The organism is Terrabacter sp. MAHUQ-38 (assembly GCF_014518425.1).
Classification (GTDB): domain Bacteria; phylum Actinomycetota; class Actinomycetes; order Actinomycetales; family Dermatophilaceae; genus Terrabacter.
Window position 1 is genome coordinate 283015 of record NZ_JACVCU010000003.1, and the last position, 21296, is coordinate 304310.

The 21296-nt window shown below is 72.0% G+C and carries 15 protein-coding genes and 1 tRNA gene; 4 read left to right on the plus strand and 12 right to left on the minus strand.

The genetic code is table 11. The annotated features are described in order from the left end of the window. Positions 1–24: 24 nt before the first annotated feature. The 4 genes from mfd to H9I49_RS12415 all read right to left on the minus strand — a co-directional run bounded on the left by mfd (position 25) and on the right by H9I49_RS12415 (position 6538). Positions 25–3663, minus strand: coding sequence for a transcription-repair coupling factor (gene mfd / locus H9I49_RS12400; RefSeq protein WP_188030690.1), 3639 nt, complete (start codon positions 3661–3663; stop codon positions 25–27). 79 nt (positions 3664–3742) lie between these two features. Continuing rightward, positions 3743–4336 carry an aminoacyl-tRNA hydrolase gene (gene pth / locus H9I49_RS12405; protein ID WP_188030691.1) on the minus strand — a complete coding sequence of 198 codons (594 nt, stop codon included), beginning with the start codon at positions 4334–4336 and terminating at the stop codon, positions 3743–3745. A gap of 133 nt (positions 4337–4469) precedes the next feature. Further along, entirely contained in the window at positions 4470–5165 is a 696-nt protein-coding gene (locus H9I49_RS12410) for a 50S ribosomal protein L25/general stress protein Ctc (protein WP_188030692.1), read from the minus strand. A gap of 332 nt (positions 5166–5497) precedes the next feature. Further along, positions 5498–6538 carry a DMT family transporter gene (locus tag H9I49_RS12415; RefSeq protein WP_188030693.1) on the minus strand — a complete coding sequence of 347 codons (1041 nt, stop codon included), beginning with the start codon at positions 6536–6538 and terminating at the stop codon, positions 5498–5500. Positions 6539–6636: 98 nt separating this feature from the next. Between H9I49_RS12415 and H9I49_RS12420 the strand changes: the two genes are divergently transcribed. Further along, entirely contained in the window at positions 6637–7209 is a 573-nt protein-coding gene (locus H9I49_RS12420) for a CGNR zinc finger domain-containing protein (protein WP_188030694.1), read from the plus strand. Positions 7210–7309: 100 nt separating this feature from the next. Here the strand turns inward: H9I49_RS12420 and H9I49_RS12425 are convergent, their stop codons facing one another. From H9I49_RS12425 to H9I49_RS12435, 3 genes are all read right to left on the minus strand, one after another. Then, on the minus strand, positions 7310–8290 hold the full coding sequence (locus H9I49_RS12425) for a ribose-phosphate diphosphokinase (RefSeq protein WP_188030695.1): 981 nt from the start codon (positions 8288–8290) through the stop codon (positions 7310–7312). Continuing rightward, positions 8287–9780, minus strand: a complete 1494-nt coding sequence (gene glmU, locus H9I49_RS12430; protein ID WP_188030696.1) for a bifunctional UDP-N-acetylglucosamine diphosphorylase/glucosamine-1-phosphate N-acetyltransferase GlmU — start codon at positions 9778–9780, stop codon at positions 8287–8289. The genes H9I49_RS12425 and glmU overlap by 4 nt, the downstream gene beginning before the upstream one ends. A 216-nt stretch (positions 9781–9996) precedes the next feature. Continuing rightward, a tRNA-Gln gene (locus H9I49_RS12435) sits at positions 9997–10075 on the minus strand. 162 nt (positions 10076–10237) lie between these two features. On the opposite strand from H9I49_RS12435, the gene H9I49_RS12440 reads away from it, so the two are divergent. Beyond that, complete coding sequence (locus H9I49_RS12440; protein ID WP_188031201.1) at positions 10238–10843, plus strand: TetR/AcrR family transcriptional regulator; 606 nt, start codon at positions 10238–10240, stop codon at positions 10841–10843. 33 nt (positions 10844–10876) lie between these two features. Here H9I49_RS12440 and H9I49_RS12445 read toward each other — a convergent pair whose 3' ends face one another. Together H9I49_RS12445 and H9I49_RS12450 are read right to left on the minus strand one after the other, a co-directional pair. Then, a complete protein-coding gene (locus H9I49_RS12445) occupies positions 10877–12619 on the minus strand; it encodes a sigma-70 family RNA polymerase sigma factor (RefSeq protein WP_188030697.1) in 1743 nt (580 codons plus the stop codon). A gap of 380 nt (positions 12620–12999) precedes the next feature. Beyond that, positions 13000–13929, minus strand: a complete 930-nt coding sequence (locus H9I49_RS12450; protein ID WP_188030698.1) for a methyltransferase domain-containing protein — start codon at positions 13927–13929, stop codon at positions 13000–13002. A gap of 55 nt (positions 13930–13984) precedes the next feature. Here H9I49_RS12450 and H9I49_RS12455 point away from each other — a divergent pair, with 55 nt between their 5' ends. Beyond that, positions 13985–14512, plus strand: coding sequence for a MarR family winged helix-turn-helix transcriptional regulator (locus tag H9I49_RS12455; protein ID WP_188030699.1), 528 nt, complete (start codon positions 13985–13987; stop codon positions 14510–14512). Between the two features lie 31 nt (positions 14513–14543). On the opposite strand, the gene H9I49_RS12460 is transcribed toward H9I49_RS12455, so the two are convergent. Next, positions 14544–14906: a VOC family protein gene (locus H9I49_RS12460; protein WP_188030700.1), complete on the minus strand. Its 363-nt coding sequence runs from the start codon at positions 14904–14906 to the stop codon at positions 14544–14546. A gap of 150 nt (positions 14907–15056) precedes the next feature. Between H9I49_RS12460 and H9I49_RS12465 the strand changes: the two genes are divergently transcribed. Then, positions 15057–18308 carry a M36 family metallopeptidase gene (locus tag H9I49_RS12465; RefSeq protein ID WP_188030701.1) on the plus strand — a complete coding sequence of 1084 codons (3252 nt, stop codon included), beginning with the start codon at positions 15057–15059 and terminating at the stop codon, positions 18306–18308. 93 nt (positions 18309–18401) lie between these two features. On the opposite strand, the gene H9I49_RS12470 is transcribed toward H9I49_RS12465, so the two are convergent. Both H9I49_RS12470 and H9I49_RS12475 read right to left on the minus strand, forming a co-directional pair. Beyond that, complete coding sequence (locus tag H9I49_RS12470; RefSeq protein WP_188030702.1) at positions 18402–20264, minus strand: ABC-F family ATP-binding cassette domain-containing protein; 1863 nt, start codon at positions 20262–20264, stop codon at positions 18402–18404. 71 nt (positions 20265–20335) lie between these two features. Then, complete coding sequence (locus H9I49_RS12475) at positions 20336–21277, minus strand: 4-(cytidine 5'-diphospho)-2-C-methyl-D-erythritol kinase (RefSeq protein WP_188030703.1); 942 nt, start codon at positions 21275–21277, stop codon at positions 20336–20338. Between the last annotated feature and the right edge of the window lie 19 nt (positions 21278–21296).

Genomic DNA, 21296 nt, shown 5'->3' on the forward strand with positions numbered 1-21296 from the left:
CCTCTGGCGGATGCGTCTGACATCCTACGGGGCGCCCACTGCGGATCTTGCCGCGGTCGACGAGGCGTCTGCTGCCGAGGCGATGTCGTCGAGCAGCACGGCCGAGATGAGCTGCCGCGCCCACGTCAGGACCTCGACGTCACGCAACGGCTTGCCACCCACGCGGGCCGTCATGGGCACGGGCACGAGGATCGTGCCCAGGGCCTCCTTGACGATGGTGCCCGGGTAGAGGCGCATGAGCCGCAGCTGCTGGCTCTCGCGCAGGTCCTTGACGGGGCCGAAGCGCACGACCCGGCCCTGGACGCCGATGTCGCCGATGCGAGCCTCGCGAGCGACGACGCGCAGTCGGGCGACCTCGAGGAGGTTCTCGACCGGCCGGGGCGGCGCGCCGTAGCGGTCGCGCAGCTCGGCCTCGATCTCGTCGACGGCCGCGAACGTCTCGACCGTCGCGAGCTTCTTGTACGCCTCGAGGCGCAGCCGCTCCCCCGGCACGTAGTCGTGGGGCAGGTGCGCGTCGACGGGCAGCTCGATCTTGATCTCGGCCGGCACGTCGGCGGCGTCGCCGCGGAAGTCCGCGACGGCCTCACCGATGAGCCTGACGTAGAGGTCGAAGCCGACCCCCTGGATGTGCCCGGACTGCTCGCCGCCGAGGAGGTTGCCGGCGCCGCGGATCTCGAGGTCCTTCATGGCGACGGCCATGCCCGAGCCGAGGTCGGTGTTGCTCGCGATGGTGCGCAGGCGGTCGTGGGCCGTCTCGGTCATCGGCTTCTCGGGCGGGTAGAGGAAGTACGCGTAGGCCCGCTCGCGCCCGCGGCCGACGCGGCCGCGCAGCTGGTGCAGCTGCGAGAGCCCGAGGACGTCGGAACGCTCGACGATGAGGGTGTTGGCGTTGGAGATGTCGAGGCCGGTCTCGACGATCGTCGTGCAGACGAGGACGTCGAACCTCTTCTCCCAGAAGTCCTCGACGACCTGCTCGAGCTTGTGCTCGCCCATCTGGCCGTGGGCGGTCGCGATGCGCGCCTCGGGAACGAGCTCACGCAGGCGCGACGCAGCCTTCTCGATGCTGCTCACCTTGTTGTGCACGAAGAAGACCTGACCCTCGCGGAGCAGCTCACGCCGGACCGCCGCGGTGATCTGCTTCTCGTCGTAGGCGCCGACGAAGGTGAGGACCGGGTGGCGCTCCTCGGGCGGCGTTGCGAGAGTGGACATCTCGCGGATGCCGGTGACCGCCATCTCGAGCGTGCGCGGGATCGGCGTGGCCGACATCGACAGCACGTCGACGGCCGTGCGCATCGTCTTGAGCAGCTCCTTGTGCTCGACACCGAAGCGCTGCTCCTCGTCGATGATGACGAGACCGAGGTCCTTGAACTTCGCGTCCTTGGCGAGCAGCCGGTGCGTGCCGATGACGAGGTCGATGGTGCCGTCGGCCATGCCGTCCATGACCTCCTTGGCCTCCTTGTCACTCTGGAAGCGCGACAGCGAGGCGACCTTGACGGGGAACTGGGCGTAGCGTTCGGCGAACGTCTGCTGGTGCTGGCTCACGAGCAGGGTCGTGGGCACGAGCACCGCCACCTGCTTGCCGTCCTGGATCGCCTTGAAGGCGGCGCGTACCGCGATCTCGGTCTTGCCGTAGCCGACGTCACCGCAGATGAGGCGGTCCATCGGGACCTGCTTCTCCATGTCGGCCTTGACCTCGTCGATGCTGACGAGCTGGTCGGGCGTCTCGACGTAGGCGAAGGCCTCCTCGAGCTCGCGCTGCCAGGGGCTGTCGGGCGCGAAGGCATGGCCCTTGGTGGCCTGCCGGGCGCTGTAGAGGCGGATGAGGTCGGCCGCGATCTGCTTCACGTAGCGCTTGGCCCGCGACTTCGTCTTGCTCCAGTCGGAGCCGCCCATCTTGTTGAGGGTGGGCTCCTCTCCGCCGACGTACTTGGTCACCTGGTCGAGCTGGTCGGTGGGGACGAAGAGGCGGTCGCCGGGCTGGCCGCGCTTGCTCGGGGCGTACTCGATGACGAGGTACTCGCGGGTCGCCCCGGCGACGGTGCGCTGCATCATCTCGACGAAGCGGCCGACGCCGTGCTGCTCGTGGACGACGTGGTCGCCCGGGCGCAGCTGGAGGGGGTCGACCTGGTTGCGGCGACGCGACGGCATACGCCGCATGTCCTTCGTCGACGTGCCACCACCGGGCTGGCCCGTCAGGTCGGTCTCGGTCAGCACCTCGATGCGGCCGCCCTCGTGGACGAAGCCGCGGCCGAGCGAGGCCGTGGTGACGTGCACCGCGCCCGGCACGAGCGAGTCGTCGCGGGACGTGTCGAGCGGCTGCACGGCGACCTCGCGGTCACGCAGCACCTCGGCGACGCGCTTGGCGAGGCCCGGGCCCTCGGTGACGACGGCGACGGCCCACCCGTCGCGGACCCGCTCGCGCAGGTGCTCGACGGCGCGGTCGGTGTCGCCGCGGAAGGCGTCGGGGTCGACGGACCGCACGGCGATGCGCTCTTCGACGTGGTCGTCCTCGATCGCGAGGTCGGCGTCGGCGACGAACGGGGTCAGCGTCCACCAGGCCCGGCCGGTGGCCTCGGCGTGCGCACGCACCTCGGCGATCGACCAGTACGAGGCGCTGCCGAGCAGTGACTGCAGGTCGACGGGGACGTGGTTGCCGGCCGCCGCGTTGGCCCAGCTCGCCTCGAGGAACTCCTCGCTCGTGGCGACGAGGTCGTGCGCGCGACGACGGACCCGCTCGGGGTCGGCGACGAGGACGATGGAGCGCTGCGGCAGGACGTCGAGGACCGACTCCATGCCGTCGACGAGAGCGGGGGCGAGCGACTCCATGCCCTCGACAGCGATGCCCTCGGCGACCTTGGAGAGCATCTCCGAGACGCCAGGCAGCTTGTCGGCGAGCGCCCGGGCCCGCGCGCGCACCTGCTCGGTGAGCAGAAGCTCGCGGCACGGCGGGGCCCACAGCCCGTGCTCGGCGACCTCGAGGGAGCGCTGGTCGGCCACCTTGAACCAGCGCACCTCCTCGACGGTGTCGCCCCAGAACTCGATCCGGACCGGGTGCTCCTCGGTCGGCGGGAAGACGTCGAGGATGCCGCCGCGGACGGCGAACTCACCACGCCGCTCGACGAGGTCGGTGCGCGTGTAGGCGGCGGCTGCGAGTGCGTCGACGACCTCCTCGAGGGGCCGGTCGTCGCCGGGGCGCAGCGCCACGGGCACGAGCTCGCCGAGGCCCTTCGTCAGCGGCTGGAGGATGGCCCGGACGGGCGCCACGACGACCGACAGCGGGCCGTATGCCGGGTCGTCGGGGTCCGGGTGCGCCACGCGTCGCAGCACGGCGAGGCGACGACCGACGGTGTCGCTGCGCGGGGAGAGCCGCTCGTGCGGCAGCGTCTCCCAGGACGGGAAGACGGCGACGCGCTCGGAGGGCAGGAAGAGACCGAGCGCCGATGCGAGGTCATCTGCCTCCCGCGTCGTCGCCGTGACGACGACGAGCGGAGCGGCGGCGGCGGCAGCTGGCGAACCGTCGGCCTGCTGGGCGAGCGCGGCGACCAGGAAGGGCCGGGAGCCGTCACTCGCGGAGACGTCGACGAGGCGTGAGCGGCCGACCTGGTCGAGGACGTGGCGGACATCGGGAAGCGCCCTGAAGGCGGACAGCAGTGGGTGCGGCATCAGTGCTCCAGTCTAGGTCGGTGCGGCGACAGCCTCCGACTCGGATGGGCGACGGACGCGGCGCTGGGCCGCGATGAGCTCAGCGCGGCGCGTGGAAGCGCTGCTGGGCGTCGAGCAGGCCGACCTCGATGAGCGACTCGACGGCGTCGGAGCCCTCGTCGAGCAGGAAGGGCAGCACCTCGGTGCGCTCGGCCTTCGAGAAGTCCTTGAGCACGAAGTCGGCGGGATCCTGGCGGCCCGGCGGCCGCCCGATGCCGAGACGCACGCGCAGGTAGTCGCGGGTGCCGAGCGACCGGGAGACCGAGCGCAGGCCGTTGTGGCCGCCCTCGCCACCACCCTGCTTGAGGCGTACGAGGCCCGCGTCGATGTCCAGCTCGTCATGGAGCACGACGACCCGGTCCACCGGCACGTCGTAGTACTTCGCGAGGCCCGCGACGGCGGAGCCGGACTCGTTCATGAAGAGCGACGGCACGGCGAGAACGACCTTCGGGCCGCCCACCCGCAGCCGTGTCTCCGCCACTCGGGCCCGGGCGGCCTTGTGCGCCTTGAACGTGGCGCGCCCGCCCACGGCCCGACCGGCGAGCTCGTCGACGGTCATCGCCCCGACGTTGTGCCGGTTGCCGGCATACCCGGGCCCGGGGTTGCCGAGCCCGACGACGAGCCAGGTGTCCATGCGGTCCTCGATCAGGGGTCAGTGCCGGAGCGGTGTCAGGCGGTGGTGCGCGCACGGGCCCCGCTGAGCCGAAGCTCCGACGGGACCCGTGGACGCGATGTGTGGCGCAGCGCGCCACGGATGAGGCGCAGGCTCAGGCCTCGGCGCCCTCGGCCTTGGCCTCGGCGCCTTCGGCGCTCTCGCCCTCCGCACCCTCGGCGGCCTCGCCCTCGGCGGCCTCCTCGTGCTCCTCGCGCTCGATGCCGGCCTCGGCCTCGGCCTCGGCGAGCTCGGCCTCGAGGGCCTCCTCGGAGATGGCCTGCGTGACGTTGACGACGAGCGCCTCGGCGTCGGTGACGAGGGTCGAGCCCTCGGGCAGCTCGACGGCACCGGCGAGGATCTGCGTGCCGGGCTCGAGGCCCTCGACCGAGACGACGACGTTCTCGGGGATGTTCGTGGCGAGCGCCTCGATCTGGAGCGTGTTGTGGTCGAGCGTGACGACGGTCTCGGGAGCGGCCTCGCCCTCGAGGTGGACCGAGACGTCGACGGTGACCTTCTCGCCCTTGCGGACGACGACGAGGTCGACGTGGTCGATGACCGGCTTGATCGGGTCGCGCTGCACGTCCTTGGCCAGGGCGAGCTGCTCGTTGCCCTCGACGACGATGGTGAGCAGCGCGTTGGCCTGCTTCAGCGCCATCATCGTGTCGTGGCCCGGGAGCGAGATGTGCACGGGGTCGGTGCCGTGGCCGTACATGACGGCGGGGATGTTGCCGGCGCGGCGGATCTTGCGGGCGGCGCCCTTGCCGAAGTCGGTGCGCTTCTCGGCGACGAGCTTGGTGTTGTCGGACACGGGTGTCTCCTGTGTATCTCGGATGAGGCGGTCTGGGTGGTCGGCCTCGACGCGGGACGACGCGCGGTGTTCGGCAGGACGGAACAGAAGGCCCAGGGTCCGCGCGCAGAGGCGGACCCGACCGTGGAGGAGCTCCACGTGATCAGGTACCGCGTCGATCACGGACCTGGGAACGACTGCCGCAGCAGCCGTGCACCGTCCCTCGCCGAGGCAACTGCTCGATCTTACGGGACGGAGCGCCGGCCGCGAAATCCGCATGAAGGGCCGGCCCGGTGGGCGAAGGGGCCCACTCGACCGTCCGCCCCGGTGGGCACTTCGACCTGCTCGAGAGGCTAGCGAGCCCCCTCGGAGACGTCGTCGACGTGCACGCTCGAGGGCGTGCTCGTCGCGGGAGCCTCGTCGGCCCGCACGGCGACGAGGCCGGCGACGATGAGAGCGCCGCCGACGAGCTGGACCGCGGTCGGCAGCTCGGCCAGGACGAGCCACGCGAAGACGACGGCGAAGAGCACCTCGGTGAGGGCGACGAACGAGGCGACCTTGGCACCGAGCATCCGCACCGCGGCGATGCCGGTGACGTAGGCGAAGGCGGCGGCGACCAGCGCGATGACGAGGACCGGCACCCACCAGGGCACCACGACCTCACCGAGCGGGACCTGCGGGTCGCCGTGGGTCATGTCGAGAACACCCATCAGGGCGGCGACCCACAGCGAGGCTGCACCGACGACGAGCCCACCACCGGCCAGGGCGAGGGGCGGGACGTCGTCGTCGACGTGGTCGGCGAGGAGGAAGTAGAGCACCAGGCAGACCGCCGCGGCGAGACCCCAGAGGACGCCGACGAGGCTGACGCTGGCGCCGCCGACGACGTCGAGGACGAGGAGCAGGCCGACGACAGCGAGGGCGACGCCCGCGAGGGTGAGCCGGCGAGGGGCGTGGCCGTGGCGCACCCAGAGCCAGCCGACGATGAGGACGGGCGCGAGGTACTCGAGCAGCAACGCCACACCGACCGACAGGTGGGTCACGGCGTTGAAGTACGCGAGCTGGCAGCCGGCGACGCCGGTCAGGCCGTAGCCGACGACGACCCAGGCGTTGCGGCGCAGGGCCGGCCAGCGGCCGCGGAGCGACCAGAGCGCCGGGACGAGCAGGACGAGCGCGGCCAGCGTGATGCGCAGGGTCACGACGAGGCCGGGCGACCACCCGCCGACGAGGAGCGACTTGCCGAACGCGCCGGACGTCGCGAACGCCGCGGCCGACACGAGGGCCACGACCAGCCCGAGGAGCGGGTGGGAGACGACCCGGACACCGGCGGAGGTCCGGCCCGGCGCGGGCTCCTGCACCGTCGCCGCCACTGTGAGCTCGCCGCCCTGAGCCGTCATGCCGTCACCACCCGTTCCCGCCGGTCGCTCATGCGCCACCGGTCCAGGGGTCACGTCAGGAGCTAAATTGATTACACTCATGACAGTAGCGACTACCCATGTCAGGAGTCAACGGCTTGTTCACCCATGACACCGAGGCGGCACTCATCGCGGCCGCCGCCCTGGTCAACACGATGCCCGGGAGCATCCCGGGCGACACGAGCGAGGACACCCTCACCTCCGTCGAAGAGCTCGAGCGGCTGTTCGCCGCCCAGCAGTGGACCGGCCGGTTCGACCGCGACACCGCCGAGCTCGACACCGTGCGGGCGCTGCGGCCCCGGCTGCGCGCCCTCTGGGAGGGAGACGAGGCCACCGTCGTCGCTCTCGTCAACGAGCTGCTCGCCGACGCCCGCGCTCTGCCCCAGCTCGTCGACCACGACGGCCTCGGCTGGCACATCCACGCGACTCCCGCCGATGCCCCACTCCCCCAGCGGATGGCCGTCGAGGCCGCGATCGCCGTGGTCGACGTCGTGCGAGCCGGCGAGCTCGACCGGCTGAGCATCTGCGAGGCCGAGGACTGCGACGACGTCGTCGTCGACCTGTCGCGCAACCGTTCACGCCGGTTCTGCGAGGGCGGCTGCGCCGCCCGGGCCCACACCGCCGCCTACCGCGCACGCAAGGCAGGCGCCTGACACCGTTGCCGTGAGGACTCACCGGCACGCGCCACGCACCGAGGCCGTATGCCGCCGGGCCCCACCCGGCGGCATACGGCCTCGTCGTGCGCTGGGCTGCTCAGGCCTTGCCGTCGAAGAGGCTCGTGACCGAGCCGTCCTCGAAGACCTCCTTGATCGCCATCGACACAAGGGGCGCGATGGACAGGACCTCGAGCTTGTCGAAGCGACGGTCGTCCGGGATCGGGAGGGTGTTGGTGACGATGACCTCCTCGACGCGGCAGGCCTTGAGGCGGTCGACGGCCGGTCCCGAGAGGATGGCGTGGGTCGCGGCGATGATGACCGCGTCAGCCCCCTGGTCCATGAGGGCGTCGGCCGCCTTGGTGATCGTGCCGGCGGTGTCGATCATGTCGTCGACGAGCACGCAGACCCGGCCCTTGATCTCGCCGACGACGCGGTTGGCGACGACCTCGTTGGGCCGGTTGATGTCGCGCGTCTTGTGGATGAAGGCCAGCGGGGCACCGCCGAGGCGCGAGCTCCAGTCCTCGGCGACCTTGATCCGGCCCGCATCGGGCGAGACGACCGCGAGGTCGAGGTGGCCGTACTTCTTGGCGACGTAGGCGGCGAGGATCGGCATGGCCATGAGGTGGTCCACCGGGCCGTCGAAGAAGCCCTGGATCTGCGCCGTGTGCAGGTCGATCGCCATGAGCCGGTTGGCGCCGGCGGTCTTGAAGAGGTCGGCCATGAGGCGGGCCGAGATCGGCTCGCGACCCCGGTGCTTCTTGTCCTGGCGGGCGTAGCCGTAGAACGGCAGGACGACGGTGATGCGCTTGGCCGACGCACGCTTCAGCGCGTCGATCATGATGAGCTGCTCCATGATCCACTCGTTGATCGGAGCGGTGTGGCTCTGGATGACGAAGGCGTCGGAGCCGCGGACCGACTCCTCGTAGCGCACGTAGATCTCGCCGTTGGCGAAGTCGTAGGCCGACGTCGGCACGAGGTCGGTGCCGAGCTCCTTGGCGACCTCCTGTGCCAGCTGCGGGTGCGCCCGGCCGGAGAAGACCATGAGGTGCTTCTCGGTCGTCTTGCTGATGCCGCTCATCCCTGGGCGCCCTTCGTGTCGTTGGTCGGCTGGGTGGTCGGCTCGTCGTTCGGGGCGGCTCGGGCGGACTCGGCGGCCCGGGCCGCCTCGTCGGTCTTGGTGCCGGCCCGCCGGCGCGCGACCCAGCCGTCGATGTTGCGCTGCTGCGCCCGGGTCACCGCGAGCTGACCGGGCGCGACGTCGCCGACGACGGCCGATCCGGCCGCGACGTAGGCGCCGTCTCCGATGGTCCGCGGCGCGACGATGACCGAGTTGCTGCCCACGAAGCTGTGCGCGCCCACGTGCGTGTGACTCTTCGTCACCCCGTCGTAGTTGGCGAAGATCGTGCCCGCGCCGATGTTCGCGCCCTCGCCGATCGTGGCGTCGCCGCAGTACGTCAGGTGCGGCACCTTGGCCCGGTCGCCGATCTGGGCGTTCTTCGTCTCGACGAAGCCGCCGATCTTGCCATGGGCCCCGAGGCGCGTCCCGGGCCGCAGGTACGAGAAGGGTCCGACGGTCGCGCCGGGCCCGATCTCGGCGAGCTCTGCCTGGGTGCGTACGACACTCGCGCCGTCGCCGACCTCGACGTCGGTGAGGGTCGTGTCCGGACCGATGACGCAGTCGCGGCCGATCGTCGTCGCGCCGAGGAGCTGCGTGTTGGGGTGGACGACGGTGTCGTGGCCGATCGAGACGTCGGCGTCGAGCCACGTCGTCGCCGGGTCGATGACGATGGCGCCCTCGCGCATGGCCTGCTCGACGGTGCGGCGGTTGAGCTCGGCGCCGAGGCGGGCCAGCTGCACCTTGTCGTTGACACCCTCGGTCTGCCAGAGGTCGGCGACGAGGTGGGCGCGAACCGTGAGGCCGCGGCCCCGCGCGATGGCGATGACGTCGGTGAGGTACTTCTCACCCTGGGCGTTGTCGGTGCCCACCTCGGTGAGAGCCTCACGCAGGACGGTCGCGTCGAACGCGTACAGGCCGCTGTTGACCTCGCGGATGGCGAGCTGCTCGTCGTCGGCGTCCTTCTGCTCGACGATCGCGAGGACCGAGCCCTTGTCGTCCCGGATGACGCGGCCGTAGCCCGTCGGGTCCTCGAGGGTCGCGGTGATGACGGTGACCGCGTTGGCGGACGCCTCGTGCGCCTCGACCAGGCCCTCGAGCGTCTCGGTCGTCAGGAGCGGCACGTCGCCGTAGGTGACGACGACGGTGCCGGACAGGTCAGCAGGCAGCACCTCGAGCGCGCACTCGACGGCGCGCCCCGTGCCCTTGACGTCGTCCTGGTCCGCCACGATCGCCTCGGGGTCGAGCTGGGCCACGTGCTCGGCGACGCGGTCGCGCTCATGCCGCACGACGACGGCGAGGTGGTGGGGGCTCGTGCCCCGGGCCGCCCGGATCGCGTGGCCCACGAGACTGCGGCCCCCGATCGTGTGGAGGACCTTCGGGGTCGTGGACTTCATGCGTGTGCCCTCACCGGCGGCGAGGACGATCACGGCGGTCGGCCGTCGATCGCTCACAGGGCGCAGCTCCTTTGTGGATGGGGGTGCACTCGGGTGCGGACGACCCCGGACCGCATGGCGTGGGGGCGCCGGGCCCATGCTACTCGGGCGCCGAGGGCCGGCTCGCCCGGCCGTGGGCAGGCCGTGACCCCCCTCACAAACGGGCCGGAAGCCGAGGACGTATGCCTCCGGCCGGGGCGCCCGGCGCCGCTCGCTTCGCACGCGGCGGCGTTGCTCCCCGGGTAGGAGTCGAACCTACGTCGCTAGTCCTGATTCAAAGTCAGGCGGGCCCTGCCGGCAGACCAACCGGGGAACGTCGCCGGCCGTGCCACGAGGGGCACCGGCGGGACCACCACAGGGTAGTGCAGGCCACGCCGGAGGCTTCGTGCGCGTCGTGGTCGTGGCCGACGGGCAGAATGGCGCCGTGAACGTCGACCGACCCGACCGAGCCGAACGCTCCCGCCCCCGGGCCCGGATGACGGGACCGGAGCGGCGCGAGCAGCTGCTCGCCGTCGGCCGCAAGCTCTTCGCCGACAAGGGGTTCGAGGCGACCACCGTCGAGGAGGTCGCCTCCAAGGCCAGCGTCTCGAAGCCCGTCGTCTACGAGCACTTCGGCGGCAAGGAGGGTCTCTACGCCGTCGTCGTCGACCGTGAGATCCAGGCCCTGCTCGGCGGAATCAGCGCCGCACTTGAAGAGCCCGAGGGCGCCCGGGTGCTGCTCGAGCGCGCGACGATGGCGCTGCTCGACTACATCGAGAGCGACCCCGCAGGCTTTCGCATCCTCGTGCGCGACTCGCCGCCGGGGCAGTCGACAGGTTCGTTCGCGAGCGTTCTCGGAGAGGTCGCCTCGCAGGTCGAGCACCTGCTCGCGGCCGAGTTCAAGCAGCGCGGCATCGACACGAAGTCGGCCCCGATCCACGCGCACATGCTGGTCGGCATGGTCGCCCTGACCGGCCAGTGGTGGCTGGATCACCGCAAGTTCAAGAAGGACCAGGTCGCCGCGCATCTCGTCAACCTCGCCTGGAACGGCCTGTCCGGGCTCGACCAGGCCCCCCGTCTCGTCACGGTCCCCCACCGCTGACCTGACCCGGGGAGCCCGGCTGGCACGACGGGTTCAGGAAGGCGTGAGCAGCTCCGTCCAGGTGTGGCCCACGGCGTCAGTGACCCGCACGACGACCGGCTCGGGACCGCCCGTGCCCGACTGCTCGAGGAGGGCCTGGCCGCGCCCGCCCGTGCACGTGACAGCCGACCTGAACGTCTGCGCGCACGTCCAGCTCGAGTTGCGCACGGTGAGGCGGCCGGAGCCCGACTCGTTGCTGATGCGGACCGTCACCGTGCCCGGAACCAACGAACGCACGCGCACCGAGATGCGAGCCGGGTCTCCGTCGGACACGAGCCGGGCCGTCATGGTGGGGGGAGGTCCGCCGGCCGGGGGCGGCGTCGTGCTCGGCGGAGGGGCCGGTGTCGTCGTGGCGGGAGGTCTGGGGGCCGGGGCCGGCGGCGGCTTCTCCACCGGGGCTTCCGTGCTGGTGCCAGGGCCGGCACTGCCGGCGTCTGCGGTCGGCCTCACCGGGTCGGGAGCCGGCCGCTCCACCATGGCCGTGGCGGGGCTCGGCGTACCGGTGACGGTGACGCGCCGAGGGGCCCGGCCCACGGACGGTATGGCCGACGCGCTGACGGTCGAGACCGGCTCACTGCGAGGCGCCGTGGCCCCGGGCGATTGGGTCGACCCGCCCCCAGCGGCGCGGGGCGCGGTCGCGGTGACGGCCGACGAAGGCGTGGGGGCGGCCGCCGGCGGCGGGGGCGCACCCGGCAGCGCCAGGGCTCCGGCCACCCCCGCCGTGATGGCCACACCGGCGACGAGACCGGTGACTCGGCTCGCGACCTGCGCCGCGGCGTCGATCGCCGGCGCGCCCGACGACGCGGGCGACAGCGGGCCGGATGACGGCGTTGACGACGAGGCGTCGGCCGCCCCGAACGGCCCCGACCCAGGCCCGGAACCGAGGACGCCGGACGACCCCGTCAGCACCGCTGTGCTGACGAACCCCGGCGTGCCCAGCCCGGCCGTGAGGACGAGCGGCACGAGCAGGGCCGGGAAGCCGTCGTGGATGAGCCTGAGGTCCGCTGCGAGCGAGGCGGCGTGCGGGCAGCCGGCGACGTGCGCCTCGGCGCGTTCGGTCTGGCGCCTGGGCAGCCGGCCCCGCACGAGCGCCCCGAGGTGGCTGATCGTCCAGCGGCACTCGTCGTCGTCGGCGTGCGCCAGGCCGCGCTGGGCACGGGCGTCGAGGTAGAGCGCGCGCAGGGACTCGCGGGCTCGCATCGCCCTGACGCTGACGGCGTTAGCCGTCATGCCGAGGACGGGTGCGACCGCGCGGGGCGCGGCGCCCTCCACGGTCGTGTGCCACAGCACGCGCTGGTCGCGCTCGGACAGTCCCGCGAACGCCTCCCGGACGAGTGCGAGGCCCTCCTCGTCGACGGCGAGGCCCGCGAAGGGGTCCTCGAGCGGCGGGGTGAGCTCGTCGAGGTCGTCCGGCTCGGTGGGCACGAGTCGCAGGTCGCGCCGGCCCTGGTCGATGGCGACGGTGCGCACGGCGGAGAGGAAGTACGCGCGGAAGTGCTCGTCGGGCCCGCGACCGTCGCGGATCAGCGAGAAGACGCGCGCGGCCGCCTCCGCGACGATGTCGTCCGGGGCCGCGCGTCCGCGGTGCCGGCCGGCGACGGCATACGCGGCAGGCAGGTGGCGGCGCCACAGCTCCCCGAACGCCTCGGCCGACCCTTCCCGGGTGAGCTGCAGGAGGTAGCCGTCCGGAGCCGAGGCCCACGCCTCGCTCGACCACAAGGTCGCGTCTGCCGACAACCCTTCGCCCTTCTACTGCCCCGAGTGCGAGCCAGTCTGCCAAGCAGCGGGGTGGGCGTCGAGCCGAGACACCGGCGCGTCCACTATCGGGACAAGACGGTCCGGATCGGGCGAGCCCGAAGGGGGTGGCAGGTTTCGTCCTCCCGAATGATCCCCTCCACGAAACCACGCGGGAGGACGAAACCTGACGGCACCACCGAAGACAACCCGTAGGGGCCACTCCCTCCCCTGACCAAGCGGGAGACCCCTGCGGTGCCGTCATCTGTATGACGTGCCATGACCCATTTCATGACACCCTTTTCCGAAATGGGAGCAAATGCCGGAAATTGACCCAGATTTTCTTCCACGGTGAGATGGCCGACCCGCCCGAGAGCCCCGCCTTACCGAGCCGAGACTTCCGTCTTACCCGGTCCGGGCGCCCTCTGACGGCGGGTGCGCGCGACCGCGAAGGTCCGCGTGAACGGGAAGAGCACCCCGAACGGCCGCCGCGGGTATGCCCTCTCGAGCTCACTCTCGTAGTCGGCGACGAACGCGTCGCGTTCCTCATCGTCGAGGACGCCGAGCACCGGGCGCAGGCCGGTGCCCCGCACCCACTCGAGGACAGGGTGCGGGCCGCCGGCCTGCGCCGGCAGCACGTGCTCGTACGTGGTCTGCCACACGTCGACGTCAGGGGTGAGGTCGAGCAGCAGCGAGGCGTACGTCTCCGGTCGGGCAACGGCCTGGGCGCGGTCGAGGCCCGGACGCAGGTCGTCGGCGCGGGGGTGGCGTGCGGCGACCTCGCGCATGAGGCGGTGGGACGGCGCGTCGAAGTTCGAGGGCACCTGCATCGCGAAGGTACCGCCGGGGGCGAGTCTCTCGAGCCACGACGGGATGAGGCGGAGGTGGCTCGGCACCCACTGGAGCGTGGCGTTGGTGATGAGTACGTCGATCGGCCCGCCGGACCCAGTGGGGTCCCAGTCCTCGGCGGCGGCCTCCACCCACTCGACCCGCCCGTCGACGTCGAGGTCACGCGCCTTCCTCAGCATCTCGGGCGAGCTGTCGACGCCGATGACGCGCGCGCCCGGCCAGCGCTGGGTCAGCCCCAGCGTCAGCTCCCCCGGACCGCACCCGAGGTCGATGACGAGGCGCGGGTCCCGGGCGTCGACCTGCGCGAGCAGGTCGGCGAAGGGTCGGCCGCGATGCCCTGCGAAGACGACGTACTGGCGCGGGTCCCAGGCGGCGTCCGAGGTGTGGTCGACCGCGCCGGGAACGGCGCCGTGACCCGGGTGGGGCGCCACCTCTGCGGTGACTGGGACTGTCGGTCCGTCCATGACGTCCTCACTTTCTTTCGATGTCAAGAGTCTTGACGGCGACTACAGTTGGCCCATGAGCGCCGACCGCAGGCCAGCCGATGACGTCGACGAGATCGTCGCGGCGTGGCGTCGCGAGCGCCCAGACCTCGACGTGTCGCCCCTCGAGGTCCTCTCGCGCGTCTCCCGGCTCGCCCGCCGGCTCGACCTCGCCCGCGGGTCGGCCTTCTCGGAGCACCTGCTCGAGGGCTGGGCCTTCGACGTCCTGTCGGCGCTGCGCCGCGCCGGCGAGCCGTACGAGCTGTCGCCGGGCGCGCTCGTGCAGCAGACGCTCGTCACCTCCGGCACGATGACCAACCGCGTCGACCGCCTCGAGCGCAGCGGCTTCGTCGAGCGCCGACCCGACCCCGGCGACCGCCGTGGCGTGCTCGTACGACTGACCCCGGCGGGGCGCGACGTCGTCGACTCGGCCATGGCCGACCTCATCGAGCAGGAGAAGTCTCTCCTGTCGGAGCTGAGCGCGACCGACCGCGAGCAGCTCGCGGGCCTGCTGCGGCGCATGCTGGCCCCGCTCGAGGCGCGCGCCGGCGGCGCCCAGGTCTGAGACCGGGCCGGCCTTCGGGTCACAGCGCCGGTCACGGCGCGGCCTGCTGGAACTCCAGCCGGTTGCCGACCGGGTCGGTCGTGTGGAAGCGGCGGAGCCCGGGGATGGCGTCGTCCCACGTGACGGGGGCACCGGCTGCCTCGACGGCGCGCGCCAGCTCGTCGACGTCCGATACGGCGATGCCCGGGTGGGCCTTGCGTGCCGGGGTGAACCCCTCCTCGATGCCGACGTGCACCTCGGCGGCACCAGCGCGGAACCACACGCCACCACGGGCGCGCAGCCGCTCCGGCTTCTCGAGCTCCGCCATCCCGAGGGCATCCACGTAGAAGGCTCGCATGGCGTCCTCGCAGCCTGCCGGGCCGGAGACCTGGACGTGGTGCAGGAACATCTCCATGTTCAGCAATTTATCTTGACATCAAGATAAATTCAACGGCCCGACGATGCTCGGGACCCTGGGCCGTACCTTTCGGTAACTCTGTCTCGTTTCTCCTGCACCGGGCCGGCCGCCTCGGCGTGACCCGACGAGCACTCCTAGGAGAACCGCGTGAACACCACCCGCAGGCACGTCCTCGCCATGGGACTGTGCGTCATCACGGCGGCGGCGGGAGCCCCGCTCGCGGCGGCGACGACGCCGGCCGCCAATCCCTCGGCCGGCACCGGCCCGACCACGACGCTCACCAACACGCTCACCGACACCGTCTCCGACCTGCTCGCGACGCTCGACACGAGGGCGCTGACCACGCCTGTCGTCCCGACGAGCGCCACCCGTACCGCCGTCACGAAGCTGCTGACGGCATCCGGCGCCGGCGCGCGCGCCACCTGGGACCCGCGCTTCGGCACGCTCCGTGCCCTGCGCGCCACCGGCTACCTGTCCGATGTCCGGCCCGGCTCCGCGGTCGACGTCGCGCGTGGCTGGCTCGCGTCGCAGCCGTCGGCGTTCGGGCTCACCGCCTCGCAGGTGCAGTCGCTGGCGGTCGCGCGCGACCACACGCTCCCCGGGACCGGCACGCACGTCGTCAGCTTCGTGCAGACGTTCGCCGGTGTGCCGGCCGCCCGCGGGGGCCGGCTCAACGTCGCCGTCGGGTCCGACGGCCGCGTCCTGTCGTATGCCGGCGAGTCGGCTCCCGGCACGACCCTCGGTGGCGCCTGGGTCCTCGGTGAGACCGGCGCGCTCCTCAAGGTCGCCGGCGCGCTCGCCCCGGGAACGGCGTACGCACCTGTCGCGGACGGCACGCAGGCCGGCTTCACGACGTTCTCGGCCGGCCCCTTCGCGGGACCCGGCTACGTGCGCAAGGTCGCGTTCCCGACGCGCACCGGGCCCGTCGCGGCATACAAGGTCTTCTTCCTCAAGAGCCAGACCGAGGCCTGGGAGGTCATCGTCGACGGCGCGACGGGCGCGGTGCTGCACCGCACGAGCGTGGTCCAGTTCGACGACGCCCACGGAACGGTCTATGACAACTACCCGGGCGCGGCGAGGGGCGGCCAGCCGCGCCAGCAGTCGTTCGGCCCCACGGCCCAGTCGCCGAAGGGATGGGTCGACCTGACCGGTGCGACGGGCACGGGGGTCACCACCCTCGGCAACAACGCCGACACGTACGCCAACTGGTCGAACTTCATCGGCCCCGTCGACAACGCGCCACGGCCGGCCGCCCCCGACGGCCACCTCGACTACGTCTACACGAACCAGTGGGCCGCGACGAAGGGCCAGACCGTGCCACCGTCGTACGCCTCGGACCTCAACCCCGCCGCGACGAACCTCTTCTTCCAGCACAACCGGATCCACGACGAGTACTACGCGCTCGGCTTCACCGAGACGGCCGGCAACTTCCAGGTCGACAACGGCGGCAAGGGCGGCCAGGGCGGTGACGCCGTCCGCGGCCTCGTCCAGGCCGGCGCCGCGTCCGGAGGCGCACCGACCTACACGGGCCGCGACAATGCATACATGCTGACCCTCGACGACGGCATCCCGCCGTGGAGCGGCATGTTCCTGTGGGAGCCGATCGACGACGCGTTCGAGGGGCCGCACCGTGACGGGTCGTTCGACATGTCCGTGATCCAGCACGAGTACACCCACGGCCTGTCCAACCGTTACGTCGCGGGTGGCGCGGGCCTCGCCTCGCAGCAGGCAGGGTCGATGGGGGAGGGTTGGTCGGACTGGTACGCCCTCAACCACGGGTTCGCGACCGGCCTGCTGACCAAGCCCATCGTCGGCGACTACGTCACGGGCAACCCCACCCGCGGCATCCGCAACTGGAACTACGACCAGAACCCGACGACCTTCGGTGACATCGGCTACGACCTGACCGGGCCCGAGGTGCACGCCGACGGCGAGATCTGGACCGCGACCCTGTGGGACCTCCGCAAGGCGCTCGTCGCCCGCTACGGCGCGGTCGCGGGAGGTGAGGTCGCCGCCCGGCTCATCACGGACGGCATGCCGTTGACGGCGCCGAACCCGTCGTTCCTCGATGCGCGCGACGGCATCCTCTCGGCCGACCTCGACCGCTACCACGGCGACAACACCGCACTCATCTGGTCGGTCTTCGCCAGGCGCGGAGCCGGCGCGTCGGCGCTCAGCGCGACGGGCGACGACACGGACCCGCAACCGGCCTTCGACCACCCGGCAGCCGCCCGCAACGGCACTGTGGCCCTCACCGTCGTCAACGCGACCACGGGTCAGCCGATCCGGAACGCGCGGGTCGTCCTCGGCCGCTTCGAGGCCCGCGTGTCGCCGCTGGTGCGCACCGGATCGGCGGGCGGGGCGAGCGTCAAGGCCGTCGCCGGCACCTACCCGCTCACGATCCAGGCGCCCGGCTTCGGCGCCCAGACGATCGAGGGGTTCTCGGTCGTTGCCGGGAAGAACACGGCGAGGAAGATCTCGCTCGCGCCGAACCTCGCGTCCACGGCCGCCGGCGCCACCGTCGTGTCGGTGTCCGACGAGGACGCGGGCCAGCCGGCGAAGTTCGCCTTCGACGACACCGCCGCCTCAGCGTGGTCGACGAGGAAGGACGCCGAGGGCTCCTACAACGCGGGGCCGGACGAGCGGGTCACCGTGAAGCTGGCCGCCCCGGCAACCGTCTCGTCGGTACGAGTCAGCGCGTTCAAGGCGACGAACGCCTCACGCTTCGCAGCCCTGAAGGACTTCACGGTGCAGGCCTCGCTCGACGGGGTCACGTGGACGACGGTGCGCACCGGCTCCTTCGGGTACCAGGCACCGCGGCCGACCGCCCCCGACCTCAACTACACGACGTTCACGCTGGCGACGCCGACGAAGGCCGCCTTCCTGCGCTTCTTCGTCGACTCGGTCCAGGGCGGCACGTCGACGTACGCGCAGGTCGCGGAGATCGAGGCGTTCGGCTCGGGCACCACCGTCGCCAACGGCACCGTGACCCCCGACCCCGACTTCACCGACAAGGGGACGATCGCCGTGCCCAACCCGGCCGCGGGCGACCCGACCGGGTTGCAGAACGTCTTCGGCGTCACGGGCACCGAGATGAACACGACGTGCACGTTCCCGCCCGCATCCCAGGGCGTCGACGGCTGGGTGACGAAGCTGCCCAGCGGCTTCTCCGACGGTCTGCACTCCGTGGCGGTCACCGGCACGAGCGAGGCGGACAGCACGGTCGGGCACGACCTCGACCTCTACTTCCTCGACAGCTCGTGCGAGCTGACGGGGTCGGTGGCCACGGCCTCGGCCGACGAGTCCGCTGTCATCCCGCCGGGCTCGGTCTTCGTCGTGACACAGCTCTACACCGGCGCGAACGTCACTGTCGCCGTCACGGCCGTCGACAACCGCTGACACTGCAACACCACCGGGCAGACCGCAACGCACCGGGATCCGACCCCGGTGCGTTGTCGGTTCCCGGTGTGTCGCGGGGAAGGGCCGGTTGGGTCAGCCGACGAGCTCGGCGGCCTCGAGCCACTCGAGCTCGAGCTCTTCGCGCTCGCTGACGACGGCCTGGAGCTTCTCGTTGAGGCCCGCTAGTGCTGCCGGGTCGGTGGCCCGCTCAGCCATCTCGCCGTGCAGCCGCTCCTCGCGGTCCTGCAGCCGCGAGAGCTGCTTCTCGATGCGGGCCATCGTCTTGCGGGCCTCGCGCACGTCGGCCGGGTTGGCGGTCGGCGCGGACGGCGACCCAACAGGTATGCCGTCTCGCTGGGCGCCGCTGGCAGCGCGCGCCGCAGACGTCGTGGCCGATGCGGACGCGGCCACGGCCGCCGCCCGCAGCCGGAGGTACTCCTCGACACCGCCCGGCAGGTCACGCAGGCGGCCGTCGCCGAGCAGGGCCAGCTGGTGGTCGCAGGCGCGCTCGAGCAGGTAGCGGTCGTGCGAGACGACGACGAGCGTGCCGGCCCAGCCGTCGAGGACGTCCTCGAGGGAGGTGAGTGTCTCGATGTCGAGGTCGTTGGTCGGCTCGTCGAGGATGAGGACGTTGGGCTCAGTGAGCAGGAGGCGGGTCAGCTGGAGCCGGCGCCGCTCGCCACCGCTGAGGTCACCGACGCGCGACTGCTGCCGCCCGCCTGGGAAGCCGAGGCGCGTCGCGAGCTGGCTGGCGCTGATCTCCTTGCCGCCCAAGGTCGTCCACTGCCGCACGTCCTCGATGGCCTCGATGACGCGCCACTGCTCGTACCGCTCGAGCTCACGCACCTCCTGGGTCAGGTGGGCGATGGCGACGGTCTTGCCGATCTTGCGGCGGCCGCTGTCGAGCGGGATCTCGCCGGTCAGGGCCCGCAGGAGGGTCGACTTGCCGGCGCCGTTGACTCCGACGATGCCGACCCGCTCCCCCGGCGCGAGGCGCCAGGTGACGCGGTCGAGCAGCCGACGCTCCACGGGCGGTGCGCCGACGGTGACCGTCGCGTCCTCGAGGTCGAGCACGTCCTTGCCGAGGCGCCGGCCGGCGAACGACGCGAGCTCGACGCTGTTGCGCGGCGCCGGCTCGTCGGCGATGAGGGCGTTCGCGGCGTCGATGCGGAACTTCGGCTTGCTCGTGCGGGCGGGCGGACCGCGCCGCAGCCAGGCAAGCTCCTTGCGCATGAGGTTGGCGCGGCGGTCGGCGACGACCCCGGCGAGGCGGTCGCGTTCGGCCTTCGCGAGGACGTATGCGGCATACCCTCCCTCGAAGGCGCTGACGCCGCCGGCCTCGACCTCCCACGTCATGGTCGCGTACGCGTCGAGGAACCACCGGTCGTGCGTGATGGCGACCGTCGCATTGCCCGGGCGAGGCCGCTTCGTCGCGAGGTGGTCGGCGAGCCAGGCGACGCCCTCGACGTCGAGGTGGTTGGTCGGCTCGTCGAGCAGGAGGAGCTCGGGGTCGGCGACGAGCAGGCGCGCGAGGGCGAGCCGACGGCGCTCACCGCCGGACTTCGGCCCGACGCGGCTCTCGAGGCCGCCGACGTTCTGCGCCTCGATGCCGCCGAGCAGGCCGGTCAGGACGTCGCGGATGCGCGGGTCACCGGCCCAGACGTGTTCGGGCAGGTCACCGAGGACGGCCTCGCGGATCGTCCACTCCGGGTCGAGCGAGTCCTCCTGCGACAGCATTCCGATGCGGATGCCACCCTCGCCGCCCTGCTTCGTGATGCGCCCCGCGTCGGCCTCCTGGAGGCCGGCCATGACGCGCAGCAGCGTCGACTTGCCGCCACCGTTGACGCCGACGACGCCGATGCGGTCGCCGGTGAGGACGCCGAGGCTGACGTCGTCGAGGACGTGCGTGGTGCCGAAGACGAGCGAGACGCGTTCGAGAGAGATGAGATTGGCCATCGGTGACTGACCCTACGGCCTGCGCCTGCGCCGACTGAAATGCGCGCCCGGGCCTCGAACGCAGGAAGGGGTCAGTCGCTGCGTGGCGTGGCGACGACCTGGGCGCCGTGGACCGGGCCCTTGGCCCGGCGCAGGTCACGGCACAGGTCGGACGCCGCCAGCGACACCGACAGGTCGAGGGCCGCCTCATGGCTCTCGGTGAGGAAGGCGACGGTCGGGCCGGAGCCCGACACGATGCCGCCGAGCGCGCCGAACTCGACACCCGCGTCTCGCAGCTCACGCAGCTGCGGGCGCAGGGAGAATGCCGCGGGCTCGAGATCGTTGTGCAGCGCGGCCCCGAGAGAGGCCGGTTCGCCCGACCGGAGAGCCGCCATCAGCTCAGAGCTGACCTTGGGCTCCGGCGCGTCGACACCGTCACGCTCACGCAGACGGTCGCACTCGGCATACACCTCGGGGGTCGACAGACCCGTGTCGCTGATCGCGAAGACCCAGTGGAAGGTGCCCCGAGCCAACACCGGCGCGAGCTGCTCGCCGCGGCCCGAGCCCATCGCATTTCCCCCCGTCAGCACGAAGGGCACGTCACTGCCGAGCGACGCCGCGAGCTCGGCCAGCTCGTCACGGTCGAGGCCGAGCCCCCACAGCTGGTCGCAGGCGATGAGGGTCGCCGCGGCGTCGGCAGAGCCACCGGCCATGCCACCCGCGACCGGGATGTCCTTGTCGATGCGGATCGAGAGGCGCTCGTCGACGTCCCAACGCTCGGCCACGAGGCGGGCGGCGCGGACCGCGAGGTTGTTGCCGTCGGTGGGGATGCGGTCGGCATAGGCGCCGGCCACGACGACCTGCCAGTCGTCCCACCGGGCGACGGAGACCTCGTCGTGGAGGGAGACGGCCTGGTAGACGGTCGCGAGGGCGTGGTAGCCGTCGGCTCGCCTCGGGCCGACGCGCAGCTCGAGGTTGACCTTGGCCGGGACCCGAACGGTCACGGCGCCGGGCAGTGTCGGCGCGACAGTCATGCGCCCACCCTAGGGGCCT

Excerpts from the sequence above, each read along its gene's own strand:
- H9I49_RS12450 (WP_188030698.1), bottom strand. The coding sequence starts at position 13,929 with ATGGACGGACCGACAGTCCCAGTCACCGCAGAGGTGGCGCCCCACCCG.
- H9I49_RS12455 (WP_188030699.1), top strand. The coding sequence starts at position 13,985 with ATGAGCGCCGACCGCAGGCCAGCCGATGACGTCGACGAGATCGTCGCG.
- mfd (WP_188030690.1), bottom strand. The coding sequence starts at position 3,663 with ATGCCGCACCCACTGCTGTCCGCCTTCAGGGCGCTTCCCGATGTCCGC.
- H9I49_RS12440 (WP_188031201.1), top strand. The coding sequence starts at position 10,238 with ATGACGGGACCGGAGCGGCGCGAGCAGCTGCTCGCCGTCGGCCGCAAG.
- H9I49_RS12475 (WP_188030703.1), bottom strand. The coding sequence starts at position 21,277 with ATGACTGTCGCGCCGACACTGCCCGGCGCCGTGACCGTTCGGGTCCCG.
- H9I49_RS12470 (WP_188030702.1), bottom strand. The coding sequence starts at position 20,264 with ATGGCCAATCTCATCTCTCTCGAACGCGTCTCGCTCGTCTTCGGCACC.
- H9I49_RS12460 (WP_188030700.1), bottom strand. The coding sequence starts at position 14,906 with ATGGAGATGTTCCTGCACCACGTCCAGGTCTCCGGCCCGGCAGGCTGC.
- H9I49_RS12415 (WP_188030693.1), bottom strand. The coding sequence starts at position 6,538 with ATGACGGCTCAGGGCGGCGAGCTCACAGTGGCGGCGACGGTGCAGGAG.
- pth (WP_188030691.1), bottom strand. The coding sequence starts at position 4,336 with ATGGACACCTGGCTCGTCGTCGGGCTCGGCAACCCCGGGCCCGGGTAT.
- H9I49_RS12420 (WP_188030694.1), top strand. The coding sequence starts at position 6,637 with ATGTCAGGAGTCAACGGCTTGTTCACCCATGACACCGAGGCGGCACTC.
- H9I49_RS12425 (WP_188030695.1), bottom strand. The coding sequence starts at position 8,290 with ATGAGCGGCATCAGCAAGACGACCGAGAAGCACCTCATGGTCTTCTCC.